At 65.3% G+C, this 13,897-nt stretch carries 15 protein-coding genes and 2 pseudogenes; 12 read left to right on the top strand and 5 right to left on the bottom strand.

All coding sequences use genetic code 11. The annotated features are described in order from the left end of the window. Window positions 1-2: 2 nt before the first annotated feature. From HWW87_RS33470 to HWW87_RS37590, 3 genes and pseudogenes are all read left to right on the top strand, one after another. Window positions 3-1,133, top strand: a complete 1,131-nt coding sequence (locus tag HWW87_RS33470) for an ABC transporter permease (RefSeq protein ID WP_175823888.1) — start codon at window positions 3-5, stop codon at window positions 1,131-1,133. Between the two features lie 6 nt (window positions 1,134-1,139). After that, window positions 1,140-2,609: an efflux transporter outer membrane subunit gene (locus tag HWW87_RS33465; protein ID WP_175823887.1), complete on the top strand. Its 1,470-nt coding sequence runs from the start codon at window positions 1,140-1,142 to the stop codon at window positions 2,607-2,609. Between the two features lie 18 nt (window positions 2,610-2,627). Then, a pseudogene (locus HWW87_RS37590) lies at window positions 2,628-2,818 on the top strand (phenylacetic acid degradation protein PaaY); the annotation flags it as partial. 29 nt (window positions 2,819-2,847) lie between these two features. Here the strand turns inward: HWW87_RS37590 and HWW87_RS33455 are convergent. Then, the gene (locus tag HWW87_RS33455; RefSeq protein WP_175823886.1) at window positions 2,848-3,255 is read right to left on the bottom strand and encodes a hypothetical protein; all 408 of its coding nucleotides are present in this window, start codon (window positions 3,253-3,255) and stop codon (window positions 2,848-2,850) included. A gap of 135 nt (window positions 3,256-3,390) precedes the next feature. Between HWW87_RS33455 and HWW87_RS33450 the strand changes: the two genes are divergently transcribed. The 6 genes from HWW87_RS33450 to HWW87_RS33425 all read left to right on the top strand — a co-directional run bounded on the left by HWW87_RS33450 (window position 3,391) and on the right by HWW87_RS33425 (window position 7,750). Further along, entirely contained in the window at window positions 3,391-3,639 is a 249-nt protein-coding gene (locus tag HWW87_RS33450; RefSeq protein ID WP_174430839.1) for a hypothetical protein, read from the top strand. A 217-nt stretch (window positions 3,640-3,856) separates the two neighbouring features. Next, window positions 3,857-4,156 carry a hypothetical protein gene (locus tag HWW87_RS33445; RefSeq protein WP_175823885.1) on the top strand — a complete coding sequence of 100 codons (300 nt, stop codon included), beginning with the start codon at window positions 3,857-3,859 and terminating at the stop codon, window positions 4,154-4,156. A 165-nt stretch (window positions 4,157-4,321) separates the two neighbouring features. Continuing rightward, window positions 4,322-4,966, top strand: coding sequence for a DUF1326 domain-containing protein (locus tag HWW87_RS33440; RefSeq protein WP_174430837.1), 645 nt, complete (start codon window positions 4,322-4,324; stop codon window positions 4,964-4,966). Further along, entirely contained in the window at window positions 4,963-5,754 is a 792-nt protein-coding gene (locus HWW87_RS33435) for a DUF2182 domain-containing protein (protein WP_175823884.1), read from the top strand. Before HWW87_RS33440 ends, HWW87_RS33435 begins: the two co-directional genes overlap by 4 nt. Before the next feature lie 53 nt (window positions 5,755-5,807). Next, window positions 5,808-6,155 carry a copper-binding protein gene (locus HWW87_RS33430; RefSeq protein WP_175823883.1) on the top strand — a complete coding sequence of 116 codons (348 nt, stop codon included), beginning with the start codon at window positions 5,808-5,810 and terminating at the stop codon, window positions 6,153-6,155. A gap of 266 nt (window positions 6,156-6,421) precedes the next feature. After that, window positions 6,422-7,750, top strand: a complete 1,329-nt coding sequence (locus HWW87_RS33425) for a collagen-like triple helix repeat-containing protein (RefSeq protein WP_175823882.1) — start codon at window positions 6,422-6,424, stop codon at window positions 7,748-7,750. Between the two features lie 103 nt (window positions 7,751-7,853). Here HWW87_RS33425 and HWW87_RS33420 read toward each other — a convergent pair whose 3' ends face one another. Next, complete coding sequence (locus tag HWW87_RS33420) at window positions 7,854-10,580, bottom strand: molybdopterin-dependent oxidoreductase (protein ID WP_244107387.1); 2,727 nt, start codon at window positions 10,578-10,580, stop codon at window positions 7,854-7,856. Here HWW87_RS33420 and HWW87_RS37325 point away from each other — a divergent pair. Together HWW87_RS37325 and HWW87_RS33415 are read left to right on the top strand one after the other, a co-directional pair. Further along, window positions 10,535-10,639 (top strand): annotated as a pseudogene (locus HWW87_RS37325) (AraC family transcriptional regulator); the annotation flags it as partial. The gene HWW87_RS33420 and the pseudogene HWW87_RS37325 sit on opposite strands and share 46 nt — an antisense overlap. Before the next feature lie 6 nt (window positions 10,640-10,645). After that, entirely contained in the window at window positions 10,646-11,221 is a 576-nt protein-coding gene (locus tag HWW87_RS33415) for a helix-turn-helix domain-containing protein (RefSeq protein WP_244107395.1), read from the top strand. Between the two features lie 22 nt (window positions 11,222-11,243). On the opposite strand, the gene HWW87_RS33410 is transcribed toward HWW87_RS33415, so the two are convergent. Continuing rightward, window positions 11,244-11,705 carry an Lrp/AsnC family transcriptional regulator gene (locus tag HWW87_RS33410; protein ID WP_175823880.1) on the bottom strand — a complete coding sequence of 154 codons (462 nt, stop codon included), beginning with the start codon at window positions 11,703-11,705 and terminating at the stop codon, window positions 11,244-11,246. Window positions 11,706-11,821: 116 nt separating this feature from the next. Between HWW87_RS33410 and HWW87_RS33405 the strand changes: the two genes are divergently transcribed. Next, window positions 11,822-12,454, top strand: coding sequence for a LysE family transporter (locus HWW87_RS33405; RefSeq protein WP_175823879.1), 633 nt, complete (start codon window positions 11,822-11,824; stop codon window positions 12,452-12,454). Here the strand turns inward: HWW87_RS33405 and HWW87_RS33400 are convergent. Next, window positions 12,451-12,870, bottom strand: a complete 420-nt coding sequence (locus HWW87_RS33400) for a DUF6331 family protein (protein ID WP_175823878.1) — start codon at window positions 12,868-12,870, stop codon at window positions 12,451-12,453. The genes HWW87_RS33405 and HWW87_RS33400 overlap by 4 nt on opposite strands. A gap of 7 nt (window positions 12,871-12,877) precedes the next feature. Then, window positions 12,878-13,879: an alpha/beta hydrolase gene (locus HWW87_RS33395; RefSeq protein ID WP_175823877.1), complete on the bottom strand. Its 1,002-nt coding sequence runs from the start codon at window positions 13,877-13,879 to the stop codon at window positions 12,878-12,880. Window positions 13,880-13,897 lie beyond the last annotated feature (18 nt).

Here is a 13,897-nt window from a genome sequence, read left to right as displayed (position 1 = left end):
TCATGATCGGATTTTCGATTTCCCGCTGGTGGAGCATGGTCACGAAGGAATTCCTCCAGATCCGCCGCGATCGCGTGACGCTCGGGATGATCGCCGTGTTGCCGATCGTGCAACTGGCCCTGTTCGGTTTTGCGATCAACAGCGACCCCAGGCATCTTCCGACAATCGTGCTCGCCGACGACACAAGCGAATTTTCGCGATCGCTCGTCGCCGGTATGCGCAACACGGGGTATTTCGATGTCCGGGGCGGCCTGTTTTCCGAACGGGCGGCCCGTGACGCGCTGCAAAAGGGCAGCGTGCAGTTCGTGGTCAGCGTGCCGCACGACTTCTCGCGACGGCTGGTGCGCAACGAGCACCCGGAAATTCTGGTCGAAGCGGATGCGACCGATCCCGCGGCAACGGGAAATGCGATCGCCGCGTTCAACACGATGACACTGACGGTGTTGAACAAGGATTTGACGGGAGTCTTGGCGATAGCCGCGCCACGAGATGCATTCTCGGCCCGGGTGCACAGGATCTACAATCCGGCCGGCATTACGCAGTACAACATCATCCCCGGATTGATGGGAGTCATCCTGTCGATGACGATGGTCATGATGACGAGCCTCGCCATCACGCGTGAACGTGAACGCGGAACGATCGAGAACATCCTCGCGTCGCCTGCAACCTCGATCGAGGTAATCTGCGGAAAAATCGTGCCGTACATCCTGATCGGCCTCCTGCAATGCACGATCATCCTGCTGGCGGCCCGGTTCGTGTTCGGCGTGCCGTTTGAAGGCAATCCTGTAACGGTCTACTGCCTCGCATCGTTGCTGATCGTCGCGAACCTGATGGTCGGCATCGCCATTTCGTCGGTCGCACGGAACCAGTTGCAGGCGATGCAGATGACGTTCTTCTATTTCCTGCCGAGCGTCTTGCTCTCCGGATTCATGTTTCCGTTTGCCGGCATGCCGGGCTGGGCGCGGCTGCTCGGCAACGGATTGCCGCTGACCTATTTCAACCGGGCCATTCGTGGTGTCCTCCTGAAGGGGAGTGGATGGAACGAAGTATGGCCTGATGCGGCGACAATGGTCGTATTCGCGCTGGTTGCAATGACGATCGGCCTACTCGCGTACCGAACCACGCTCGATTGAACGACGATGGCACAACGAACCTGTCCATGCCGCCGCGCCTGCCGCGCGATTGCGGTCCTGCCGATCGCGGTTGCCATCGTCGCGGGGCACGGGTGCAGCCATCCCGCGTTTGTTCCCCGATCCGCGAGCGAGCTGGCATTGCCTTCCACCTTCATGGGAATGAGCGCCGTGTCGACCGATCGCGATGACGCGGGCGTGCACGGCGAACCCGAGCCGCGTTGGTGGCGGCGCTTTGGCTCGTCGGCGCTGGATGCACTCGTCGAGCAGGCAATGCAGGATAGTCCGTCCATAAGGAGCGCGGAGTCGCGGTTGATCGAGGCCACGAAGTATCTTGCGGGACAACACGGTGCCAGTCGCTATCCGCAGATCGACCTCGGCGCATCGGCCAAAAGGGAGCAGTTGAATACTGCCGCTGCCGGCTTGCCGATGATTCCCAACCCATCCCCGTTCATGCTGTACAACACGAACGTGAACGTTCGATACGACTTCGACTTCTTCGGCGCGCAGCGCCATCGGATCGCGGCGAAACGGTACGAAGCGGCGCTGAGACAGCATCAGGCAGACGCAGCGCGCTTGACGCTGGCCAGCAATATCATCGCTGCGGTGGTTCGGGAAGGGCGGCTGCGCGACGAAATCGAATTGACCGACGCAGTGTTGCGGAACCGGAAAACTGTTCGGCAGATGCTGCACGAACGGCATGAAATCGGCAGCGTCGCGTATCGGGAAACGATCGATGGCGATTCGGACGCTGATCGAATCGAGACGGAACTAGCGGTATTACGCGCGGAACTGCTGCAGGTCCGGTTTCAACTCGCGGTCTATGCCGGTGTTCCATCGCCCGAATCGCTGCCGCAGTTTCGCTTGGACGATTTGCAGTTGCCGCAGGACCTGCCGTCGGTGGTTCCGTCGGAGCTCGTGCGGCAACGGCCCGATATTCTCGCAGCGGAGGCGAGCCTGCATATTGCCGGCGAGCTGGCCGGCATTGCCACGGCCAATCTTTACCCGCGGATCGAATTGGGTGCGAGCATCGGGTCGTCGCCGCTGGTGCTCGGTCAGTTGTTCGCCGGCGGCACCACGATCTGGAATATCGGCGCCCAGCTCAGCGCACCGGTTTTTCATGGTGGAGAATTGCGTGCGGCGCGGGATGCGGCGGTTGCCGCTTACGATGCCACGTTCGAGGACTACCGGAAGGTCGTGCTGGGCGCGTTGCAGAGCGTCGCCGATGCGATGACCGAAATCGATCGCGATGCGACCACGCTGCAGGCCCGTGGCGCGGTCGCGCAACGGCAGCAGACCGTTCTGGAGATGACCCGCCGCCAGTTCGAGAACGGCAGTTCGGACCGGCTTCGTGTGCTCCGCGACGAGTATGCATACGACCTGGCGCGGCTCGACGTGACTCGCGTTCGCGCGGCCAGGATGGCGAGTACGGTTTCGTTCTTTGCCGCCGTCGGTGGCGACGCGTATCGTCCGGATTGACAGTACGGGGATGGCGCGACGATCGTGGCGGCCTGTGCATTCGTGAAGGCCGGCTACGACGTGCCCTGCGGCGTGCTGCTTGCGGGGTGCCGGCGCCCGTCGTGCGGCGGCTGAGCGATGCGGAGATCGACGCGAAGCCGAACGGCACGCGGATTTATCAGCAACTGGCTGCGGATTGCCTGCAGACGATCAGGCCGATCGTCGATTGAACTGGGTGGCGCTGCGAACCACCCGCGATTCATCCGGTGTCGCGCTTGAACGCGAGAAATCCTTCCGTCGTCGACACGAAGTCCGAAAACCCGAAGGCGGACAACGCGCGCCGAAGGCGTCCGGAAAGCGGCGTGCCGTAAACGGCCAGAATCGCATGGCCGTCGCGATGCAGCGCGTCGCCGTGATGGTCGTCGACCGCATCCAGTATTCCGGCGCACCAGCTTTCGCGGTCGTCGCCATGACGCAGGAACGTGGTCACGCCGCCTTCGGGGGCTTGCCCAGACTCCGGCCCACGCGTATTCCAGATCTGCCTGACCACGGGGTCGTTCGTATCGCTCGTCACGACCCACGTATGCCGTGCGTGCGCGGCGATGTCGCGAATCCGCTCGCCGCTGTCGGGATCGACGATCAGTGCGATCGTATTCTGTTTCGTCATGGTGATCCGCGTTGCTGTTGCGAGATCGATCCCCTTTTACGCGTGCTGGTCAATCGGGTCGATACCGGATCGATTGCGTCACGCATTGCCATTGGCTTAAGATCGTCGGGAGATCATCCCACGCCTTCAGCATCAATGAAAAAGAGCATAAGCCTGCGGGTCGCCGTCATCGCTTCGGCCGTTGCCGTGTACAGCATCTACATGCACATCCAGCAGCTGATCAGCGGCTGCATGTGGGTCAGGGGCCATCAGCGCTGCAGTTTCGAAAACAGTATGAATTTTCAGGGCTGGATGGATCTGGACCTGATGATCACCTGTTGCTGGGTCGCCGCGGCGGTGGTCGGGTGGATTTCCGTTGCGCAGGGCACGAAGAAGCCGAGTTAGCGGCGCGACGCGCGTCCTCGTTGAACGGGTACGACATAACCGCTCGATCGGGCCGAATCCGTCAATCGGGGACAACGCGCATTCGCTGCTCGGCCTCGACGGCGCACGCGATGCGTTCGAGCCGGAAATGAACGCATGAGTCTGCGCCGGCAGACGCAATCATCGCGATCCCCGGCGAGATGAGCGGCAGCACGCCTGCCCGCGAGGGGAGGTTCCCGTGCAATTTCCGATAGGATCGGTGGTCGCGCTCAGCTCGGCCGCGGCGACGATGTTCTCGATGGGCATGCTGTTTCTCGGCTACTGGGGATTGCACGAAGCGCTGCCCTGGCGGTTCGGCGACTACGTCGTGATCGTGCCCGCGCTGGCGGGTTTCGCATGCCTCGCCAGCGTGCCGTTTCTCGCGACATCGCCCATGAAGACGCCAGACGACGAGTCGCGAATGTTCGTCGCGCGGCGCGTTTTTCTGTGCGGTGCCGGCGCGGTGTGGTGTGCGATCGTCGCGTCGCTGTTCGTGTGAGAACGGGTGACGAGACGGTTTCCGGAACAGCGCGGCGAACGCATCCCGAAACGTCTTGCGTAAGGCCGGACCCCCGGTTTTCACGCCGCCATTGCTGCTTTGCTTTCCCCGATTGCGTGCACTAGATTCGAAGCGTTCGTCTATTTCAGCGCGCGAGGTGGAGCCATGACGCCGTGGGAGATTCAAGGTACCGAAATGATCAGTTGCAATTGCTCATACGGTTGCCCTTGCCAGTTCAATGCGCTGCCGACCAACGGCAACTGCGAAGCGATGGGGGCGATTTCGATCGACAGCGGCCACTACGGCGACGTGGTGCTCGACGGCGTCAGGATCGCGGTGGTGTTCCAGTGGCCGGGTGCCGTTCACGAAGGCAAGGGCAAGTGCCAGCCGATCGTCGACGAGCGCGCCAGTCCGGCGCAGCGTGAAGCCGTGCTGAAGATCATGACCGGTCAGGATACCGATCCTTTCGCGACGATGTTTTCCGTGTATGCGTCGACGCTCGAGCACGCGTTCGACCCGATCTTCACGAAGATCGATTTCGACGTCGATGTCGATGCGCGGCGCGGCCGGATTCACGTGGAAGGTGTGTTCGACGCCGCCGGCGAACCCATCCACAATCCGGTGACGGGGGCCGAGCACCGTGTGCGGATCGACCTGCCGCACGGTTTCGAATACGAGCTGGCCGAGATCGGTTCGGGCACGGGGCGCTCGCAGGGCAACATCGCGCTGAATCTCGACGGAACCTATGCGCAATTCGCGCGGCTGCATCTGAACAACCACGGGCTGATCCGGCATCGCGCCGCGGCATGACGCCGTTCGACACCTGGCTCGCGCGCGAGCGCGCCGTCATGCTGTTCGGCATGGCCGTGCTCGTCGGCCTGTGCTGGTTCTATCTGTGGACGGGCGCGGGAACCGGCATGTCGGCGTGGGAGATGACGACCGTCGCGCTGTTTCCGCATCGGCTGGCGGACGGCATGGGCAGCATGGATCCGTCGCTGCCGACCGTGATCGCGATGTGGTGGGTGATGATGATCGCGATGATGACGCCCGGCGCCGCGCCGCTCGTGATGCTGTACCGGCGCGTGCTGCGGCAGCACGGCAACGGGGCGGCGGGATCGGCGTTCACGTCGGTGGCGCTGCTGGCCGGCTATCTGACGACATGGCTCGCGTTCTCGATCGGCGCGGCGTTGCTTCAGGCGCTGCTGCAGCCTGCCGGGCTGATCTCCGCGATGATGCTGTGGTCGAGGAGCGCGCTCCTTTCCGCCATCGTGCTGGCGCTGGCCGGGCTCTATCAATTCTCGCCGCTGAAACGCGCGTGCCTGCGGCAATGCCGTGCGCCGGCTGCATTCCTCGTCGCGCACTGGCGTCCGGGCGTGGCCGGCAGCTTCCTGCTGGGCGCGCGGCACGGCATGGTTTGCGTGGGCTGCTGCTGGTTGCTGATGGCGCTGCTGTTCGTCGGCGGCGTGATGAATGTCGTGTGGATCGTCGCGTTGTCGCTGTTCGTGTTCGTGGAAAAGGTCCTGCCCGGCGGCGATCGTATCGGCCGTGTGCTGGGTGTCGTGCTGATCGCGTGGGCCGGTGTGACGTTGATCGTGTGATGCGAGCACCGGCTGGCAGCAGAAACGCGCCGGGCCCCGACGGGAGACACTCGATGAAAACCTGCTTTCACGCTGTCGCCATGTCGTGCGCGATGGCGGTCGTTGCCATGCCGGCGCTCGCGGGTGGCGACATGTCGGGCATGAAGTCGGGCGATACGAATGTGTCGGCGCCGGATGCGAAGCTGACCGATGCCGAAGTCAAGGATATCGATGCCGGGCGCAGGCTCGTGACGCTGAAGCACGGCGCACTCGACAACCTCGGGATGCCGCCGATGACGATGGCATTCAAGGCCGGCGATGCGGCGATGATCTCGTCGCTGCAGGTGGGCGACAAGGTCCGGGTTCGGGTGGAAAACGTCAACGGCACACTGACGATCGTGAAGCTGGTGAAGCGGCCGTGACGAGGATGCGGCGCGTGCTCGGGTGGACGCCGCCGTTTTTACGGCTCGTGCGTGCTACGTAACGCACGGCTCGTGTTACGTCAGCGTTATCGGAATGTCAGGGCGGGTCGAGCCGCAGCACGCGGGCCGCATGCGATACGTCGTGCCGCGCAGTGCGGTCTGCCCGGCCATCGCAAGGCGATTGTGAAACTGTGAAGGAGGCCGATGGAGATGGCACGGTAGATGCTTGATGAAATGTTCGCGCTGAATAGCGGACGGGGACTTCCATGCAGAATCATTTCATCAAGGCGAACGTTGCGCTCGCCGCCATTGCCGCGGCGTGTGCGCTCGCGGCGTGCGGCGGGGGCGACATTACGGCGCCGACGCTTGCTGGCAATCACATCGGGACGAGCACGAGTGGGACGAGTGGTAGTAGTGGCTCAAGCGGTAGCAGCGGCACAAGCAGCAGCGGCACAAGCAGTAGCGGCACAAGCAGTAGCGGCACAAGCAGTAGCGGCACAAGCAGTAGCGGCACAAGCAGTAGCGGCACAAGCAGCAGTGGCACAAGCAGCAGTGGCACAAGCAGCAGTGGCACAAGCAGTAGCGGCACAAGCAGTAGCGGCACAAGCAGCAGCGGCACGAGCAGCAGCGGCACAAGCAGCAGCGGCACGAGCAGCAGTGGCACGAGCAGCAGCGGCTCGAGCAGCGGCAACACCAGCGGCTGGGGTACGAGCGGCGCGCCGGGTACGAACGGCATCGTCAGCTCCGTCGGTGCGATCGTGATGGACGAGGGCGCCACGCTCGGCAGCATGAGCCTGCCCGGCGTCAGCAAGGGCGTCACCGTCGGGCCGGCCGATACGGTGACCGGCGTCGGCACGATCATCGGCGATACGTCGGACGTCGTGAGCGGCGGTCTCGGCCAGATCGGCATCGTACCGAACCCGGTCGGCACGACGGTCGGCGGCCTCGGTACGGTCGTCGCCGCGACCGGCAACCCGGTCAGCGGCATCAGCGAAACCGTCAAGGCGCTCGGGTCCGGCCCGCTGTCGCCGCTGGCGCCGATCACGACGCCGGTCGGCGGGCTGCTCGACACGGTGGCGAGCGGTTTGCGCACGGGCGGCGCTACGCTCGGCGCGTCGCTGTCGTCGGCCCCGGTCCAGCAGGCGACGCAGGCGATCAGCACCGCCATCACGCCGCTCGTGACGACGGCGGGCCAGCTCACGCAGCAGGTCGGCACTGCCACCGGCCTCGGGCAGCCGGTCGCGGGCCTGCTCGGACAGGTCGGCGGGGCGATCACGTCGGCCGGATGGAAGGTGACCGCCGCGTCGCCGCAGCCGATCGTCGGTGGCGTCGGCTCCCTCGTCCGTGCGGTCGGCGACACGGTGACCAATGCGGGCGGCCTCGTGAACCCGGCCGGTGCGAACGGCGCGGTGCCGATCTCCGGGTTGGTGACGAGCGTGGTCGGCGGCATCCCGGCCACCGTGCACGACGGCTCCGCGGCCGGTACGAGCGGCGGCGGCTCGCCGCTGGGCGGCCTCGCCAATCCGCTCGCGCCGGTGACGTCGCTGGTGGGCGGCCTGCTCGGCGGCGTGACCGGCGGTGCGGCGGGCAAGTAGCCGGTGCGCATCGATCGTCGACGGAAAGGCGGCCGTCCGCCAGCCGCCGGGCGGCCGCTTGCCGCCCGTCCCGACCTTCCGGGCGAGAATCTGCGCGACTGTGTCAGCCGGCGTTGTCTTCGACGATCGCGGGCGGTTCGAACGCCGTGACGGGCGGCGGGTCCGCATAAACCTCGACTTCCACCAGCGCCGTTTGCGCGACGGAGCCTTGAGTCAATTGCGAGGTGCCTTTGTCCAGCGTGACGACATTGGGATTGCCGTGTTTTTCGAGCGTTCCGGGGGTGCCGCCGCGCAGCGGGTCGTACCACGCGCCGGTCGCGATCTGTACGACGCCCGGTACCAGGAAGTCGGCGAGGGCGACGCCTGCGAGGAACGCGCCGCGATCGTTGAACACGCGTACCACCTGTCCGTCCCGAATGCCGCGGGCCGTTGCATCGTCCGGATGCATGTAAAGCGGTTCACGTTCCGCGATCTTGCTCGTCCGGCTGGCCGAAGCGGGGTCGAGCTGGCTGTGCAGTCGGGTCGCCGGCTGGTTCGACAGCAGATGCAGCGGATGGCTGACCGCGCCGGCGGCGCCCAGCCACTCCTGCGGCTCGAGCCACGCCGGATGCCCGGGACAATCGTCGTAGCCGAACTGTTCGACCACGCGCGAATGAATTTCGATTTTCCCGGACGCGGTCGCCAACGCATGCGCAACCGGGTCGCGCCGGAAGGCGCTCAACAGCACGGTGCCTGAGTCCGGTTGCGGAAACCGGTACTGTCCGTCCGTCCAGAACGTGGAAAAGTCGGGCAAGGTGAAGCCGTTCTTCTGCGCGGTATTTCGGGCGACGTCGTACATGTGACGCAGCCACGCCGATTCGTCGCGCCCTTCGTCGTAGGCCGGCCGGAATCCGAGTGCATCGGCCACGTCGGCGAAGATATCGAAGTCGTTCCGCGCGAGGCCCACGGGCTCGATCACCTGCCGCATGGCCATCCAGTACGGAGAATTCTCGTGCGCGAGGATGTCGTTGCGCTCCATCGTGGTCGTCGCGGGGAGCACGATGTCCGCGTGCCTTGCCGCCGGATTCCACCAGGGCTCGTGAACGATCACGGTTTCGGGTCGCTGCCATGCGCGCAGGAAGCGGTTCAGGTTCGCGTTGTGATGAAACGGATTGCCGCCGACGGAATACACCAGCCGGATGTCCGGAAACGTGATCGTTTCGCCGAAGCAGCGAATCTGCTCGCCGGGGTGCAGCAGCATGTCGGCGACACGCCCGACCGGAACGTAGGTTTTGACCGGATTGGGGCCGAGCGGAAGCGTCGGCCTCGGCATGCCGTCGACGCGCGGCGCCAGAATGCCGTTGATCGCGCCGAAGCCGAGGCTGAAGCCGCCGCCCGGCAGGCCGATCTGGCCCAGCATCGCGGCCAGCGTGATCAGCATCCACACGGGCTGCTCGCCATGGTCGGCCCGCTGTATCGACCAGCTCAGGTTAATGAGCGTCCGGTTCGCCGCCATCGATCGCGCGAGTTCGCGGATGCGTGCTGGCGGGATGCCGGTGATGTTCGCCGCCCATTCGGGGGTATGCGGCGTGCTGCCGTCGCGTCCCAGCAGATACGCTTCGAAGCGGTCGAACCCTTCGCAGTAGCGCGACAGAAAGCGGACGTCGTGTAGTCCTTCGTCGACGAGCGCGTGCGCGATCGCCAGCATCAGCGCGGTATCGGTATGCGGCCTGATCGGAATCCATTCCGCGCGCGGCCCGGCCGGAACGTCGGCACGCGACGGGCTGATCACGATGAACGGCGGACCCTGATCGCCGGCTTTCGCGTACCAGTCGACGCTGTCGTGAATGACGGCGCCGCCCGGGTCGAGCTGTGTGTTTTTCATCGCAGCGCCGCCGAACATGACCAGCAGCCCCGTCGATTCGATCACCTCCGGCCAGGACGGCACGAGGTTCGTGATATCGGTGCGCCCGAGGATATACGGCATCACGCCGAGTGCCGCGCCGAAGCTGTGGTTGCCGCGCTTGTCCACGTAGCCGCCGTGCAAGCCGAGCAGTCGCTTGAGCACGCTGGGCCCGTGATGGAACCGCCCGGCGCTGGCCCAGCCGTAGGAGCCGCCGTAGATCGCTTCGTTGCCGTGTTCGGCCTTGACGCGCGCAAGCTCGTCGGCGACCAGGCGCAATGCGTCGTCCCAGCTCACCGGCACGAAGGCGTCGCCGCCGCGGCCCTCGGCGTTGCGCGAGCGCAGATAGCCCGCGCGCACGTAAGGGCGATCGATGCGCAGCCGTCCGCGCACGATTTCGGGTAGTCCGCCGACGAACGCCGCAGGGTGGCGGTCGGCACTGAAAGGTGCCGTGCCCGCGATGGCGCCGTGGTCGTCGGTGAGAACGTTGTACACGCCCCAGTGCGAAGCGGTTTGGGTGGATCGAGTCGCCATGGTCGTCTTGACTGCCCGAGTGTGACTGCGGTTGGGGGGATTGCCGATGGTCCGTATCGCGGCAGTAATGCTTGCGGGTACGTTCGCTTCGGCGGCCGGTGATATCCTCGGCCGAAGGCCCTGAAACCGGCGGGATACCGGCGGAATACCGGCAAGAATTCGCCGGAATCTGCAGCCGTGCGCCGAGCCGGTATCAATGTACTGCCGTGTTTTTCCCGATACCGCATGAAAACAGTCAGTTTTCGAATCGAATGCGACAGATGAAATCCGCGATCGCCCGGGCGCACGAGCGGCTGCGCGCGTTGGCCGACGACACCCAGCTTGTCTCGATCGTGCGCGAAGGCAAGACTGCGGAAGCGCCGTACCACGTGCACAGCTGCGGCCAGTTGCTTTATCCGGAGCGCGGTGCCGCATTGCTGGAAACGGCGCACCACCTGGTTCGGCTCGGGCCTGGGCAGGCCGCGTGGATTCCGCCCGACGTGCCCCATTCGGTTCTGATGGACAGGCCGTATCGCTACCACAGCGTCTACATCGGCGCGTGCTTGCATGCCGATCCGATCTTCTCCGTTTCACACGTGAGCCCGCTGCTGAAGGCGCTGATCCTGGATGCGGCGTGCTGGGACGATGCCGATGCGTCGTCGGACGCGCGTTTCTGGAAAACACGTCTGATCGTGGACGAAATCCGTCGGGCGCCGCGCGTCGCGGCCGGCATGCCGATTCCCGACGATGCGCGCATCGCCGTCATCTGCCGCGCGCTGGAAATCGATCCGTCGGACGTGCGCATGCTGAGCGACTGGACGCGCGAGGTCGGCGCCAGCGAAAAGACGCTGCAGCGGGCCTTCGTCAAGTCGACCGGGCTGTCGTTTCAGCAATGGCGAACTCACGCGCGCATGACGAAGGCGCTTGAAATGCATCGATCCGGATTCCGGCTGATCGATGTCGCGGTTGCCGTAGGCTATTCCAGCGAAGGCGCTTATGCCCATGCGTTTCGGCAGTTCTACGGTTATTCGCCGGGGCGGATGAAGCAGCGGCCGGCGCGGGGGCCGTCCGGGTGATCGCAGGTCGGCCCGCGCTCGTTCACCTCCGCACGACGTCGATTCTTGCCGCCGGCCGCGCGATCCCGCGCGCCGGCAGCGGCGTCGACATCACGATCGACGTGCGCGTTTCGCCGTACAGGTTGATGCGTTCGATCAACTGTTCGAGATGGGCCATGCTGACGGCGACGAACCGCATCACATACGAATCCGCGCCCGTCACGTGATGGCATTCGACGACTTCGGGAATCGTCTCCAGCAGCTTGAGAAACTTCGCTTTCGCCGGTTGCGGCACCGTGATGCCGATCAGCGCGCTCACCGGATAGCCGGCCGCGGACGGATTGATCCGGGCGGTGTAGCCTTCGACCACACCGGTTGCTTCAAGACGCTTCACGCGCTCCGTCACCGCCGGCACCGACAGGTGAACCTGGCGCGCGAGCTCCGTATAGCTGATGCGTCCGTTGTCCTGCAACAGCGCCAGTATCTTCCAGTCCAGATCGTCCATCGCAGCGGGAATTTTTAAGGTAGAGCCGCCATTTTTCCTTAAAAACCGCATTCAGCGGGGGCCGGACTTTCCCTACGATGCCTGTTCGATCCACTGGATGTTGCAAGGAGCAGGCGATGCTGTTCATTAAATCCGTCGTGATGGGGCTGTCGATCGCGGTGCCGGTCGGCCCGATCGGCATGCTGTGCATTCAGCGCAGCCTGAGCCGCGGCTTCCAGGCGGGATTCGCGACGGGCATCGGCGCCGCGTGCGCCGATGCGATTTACGGCCTGCTCGGCGCGCTGGGCGTTGCGGGTATCGTCACCGCATTCCCGATGCTGACCGTCGGCCTGAAGATCGGCGGCGGCGCGTTTCTCGTGTGGCTCGCGTGGACCATCGCGCGCCAGGCGCCAGCCGCACCGGCCGGGCAACGCGAGTTGCCGCGTACGACCGTCCTGCGTGATTTCCTGACGACGTTCGGCCTCACGCTGTCGAACCCGATGACGATCGTGTCGTTCGTCGGGATCTTCGCGGCGCTCGGCCCGCTGCCGGGTGCGCAGGCAGGCGCGATGTGGACGACCGTGGCGTGGATGGTCGCCGGCGTGTTCGTCGGCTCGGCCACGTGGTGGCTGTGCCTGAGCAGCGCGACCGCCACGCTGCGCGCGAGGATGTCGTTCGCGTTCATGCACGGGCTGTCGCGCGTGTCGGCAGCCGTCGTCGCGGTATTCGGCGCGATCCAGCTGGTCGCCGGCGTGCGCGGGCTGATCTAGGCGCGCGGGGCCGCGCGGGTCGACCGGATCGCGTCGACCGTCGTCCGGATATGGGCGAGCAGCTCGAGCATCACCGTTTTTCGACAGTACTGGTTGATTCGCATGCTGACGACGATATCGGACGGCAACGCATCGATCGCATGCTGAACCGACAGCAGATCGTCGACGAGCCGTGTCAGCGCATCGGGATCCCACGTGTCGAGCGCAACGGCGATTTCGTCCGGCCAGAAGCCGAACGCGTCGATGCCGCAGCATCCTGCGACGCAGTGGATTTCCAGCGCGTCGATCAACGGCATGACGGCCGCCAGATGCGGGTCGATCTCAATCGCATTGCGGAGATCGCCTGTCAGGTCAGCGCATTCGATCCAGCGATCCGGGCCGATGCCGATGTCGTCCTTGTGTGCTTTTCCGTTCATCGCCGGCTCAATTCGATGCGTGCAAATGCAGGTGCGCGTGCACGAAGCGCGCGATTTCGTGGCTCAGCTCGATATCCTCCGGCGCGCCCATGAACCCGCCATGCGGCATCCCCTCGAACACGTGCAGCTCGGTCGGCACCTGCGCGCGCCGCAATGCGCGATGCAGGCGCACGGCGTTCGACAGAAACAGGTCGCGCGTGCCGCTCTGGATGAAGGTCGGCGGGAAGCCGGCGGCGAAATCGCCGAACAGCGGCGACAGGTACGGATGCGCGAGATCGGCGCCGTTCGCGTAGAGCAGGTTGTTCGCCATCAGCGGCGCCGGCAACACGACATCGACGAGCCGGTTGGTCTCGAAACTGTCGCCGGATTCGGTCAGGTCGGCTTCCGGCGACAGCAGCACGAGCGCGGCCGGCAGCGGCAGGCCTTCGTCGCGGGCGCGCAGCACCATCGCGGCAGCGAGATTGCCGCCGGCCGAACGGCCGCCGATGACGACGTTTTCCGGTGCGTAACGCTCCAGCACGTACGCATAGGCCGCGATGCAGTCGTCGAGCGCGGCCGGATACGGGTGTTCCGGCGGCATCCGGTAGTCGACGCCGTAGCAGCGGATGCCGAGCCGGTCGGCCTGCATCTGCGCGCCGGCGCGGCACGCGGCGCCGCCGCCGACGACCAGCGCGCCGCCATGCAGGTCGATGGTCGCGTAGGCGCTGGAAGCCGCCGCTTCGGGTGTCGCGACGTGCACGTCCGCATCGCCGACGCGGATCGTCTCGACGCTCGAACGCAAATAGCCGGCGAGCTGCTCGACCGCGGCCGCGTAATGCGCGTCGGCTGTGGCCTTCATGCGCATCCACGCATCGACATCGTCCGGGGCCGGCATCACGTGCAACGCATTCAGCGGCACGCCGTCGCCGCCGGTCAGGCGTTGCAGCGCGGCGCGCGCTTCGTCGCTGATCGAGGTCGGGAAGGGCACGATACGGCTCGGCAGCACGACGCCGTCTGGTTTGTCTTTCATCGCTTGGGTTCCGTTCGG

This window comes from Burkholderia sp. BCC0419, from assembly GCF_902830285.1.
GTDB lineage: Bacteria > Pseudomonadota > Gammaproteobacteria > Burkholderiales > Burkholderiaceae > Burkholderia.
Note: the sequence above shows the minus strand (reverse complement) of the source record. Positions and strands in the feature narration are given on the sequence as shown.

Excerpts from the sequence above, each read along its gene's own strand:
- HWW87_RS33470 (WP_175823888.1), top strand. The coding sequence starts at position 3 with ATGATCGGATTTTCGATTTCCCGCTGGTGGAGCATGGTCACGAAGGAA.
- HWW87_RS33465 (WP_175823887.1), top strand. The coding sequence starts at position 1,140 with ATGGCACAACGAACCTGTCCATGCCGCCGCGCCTGCCGCGCGATTGCG.
- HWW87_RS33455 (WP_175823886.1), bottom strand. The coding sequence starts at position 3,255 with ATGACGAAACAGAATACGATCGCACTGATCGTCGATCCCGACAGCGGC.
- HWW87_RS33450 (WP_174430839.1), top strand. The coding sequence starts at position 3,391 with ATGAAAAAGAGCATAAGCCTGCGGGTCGCCGTCATCGCTTCGGCCGTT.
- HWW87_RS33440 (WP_174430837.1), top strand. The coding sequence starts at position 4,322 with ATGACGCCGTGGGAGATTCAAGGTACCGAAATGATCAGTTGCAATTGC.
- HWW87_RS33435 (WP_175823884.1), top strand. The coding sequence starts at position 4,963 with ATGACGCCGTTCGACACCTGGCTCGCGCGCGAGCGCGCCGTCATGCTG.
- HWW87_RS33430 (WP_175823883.1), top strand. The coding sequence starts at position 5,808 with ATGAAAACCTGCTTTCACGCTGTCGCCATGTCGTGCGCGATGGCGGTC.
- HWW87_RS33425 (WP_175823882.1), top strand. The coding sequence starts at position 6,422 with ATGCAGAATCATTTCATCAAGGCGAACGTTGCGCTCGCCGCCATTGCC.
- HWW87_RS33420 (WP_244107387.1), bottom strand. The coding sequence starts at position 10,580 with ATGCGGCACCGCGCTCCGGATAAAGCAACTGGCCGCAGCTGTGCACGT.
- HWW87_RS33410 (WP_175823880.1), bottom strand. The coding sequence starts at position 11,705 with ATGGACGATCTGGACTGGAAGATACTGGCGCTGTTGCAGGACAACGGA.
- HWW87_RS33405 (WP_175823879.1), top strand. The coding sequence starts at position 11,822 with ATGCTGTTCATTAAATCCGTCGTGATGGGGCTGTCGATCGCGGTGCCG.
- HWW87_RS33400 (WP_175823878.1), bottom strand. The coding sequence starts at position 12,870 with ATGAACGGAAAAGCACACAAGGACGACATCGGCATCGGCCCGGATCGC.
- HWW87_RS33395 (WP_175823877.1), bottom strand. The coding sequence starts at position 13,879 with ATGAAAGACAAACCAGACGGCGTCGTGCTGCCGAGCCGTATCGTGCCC.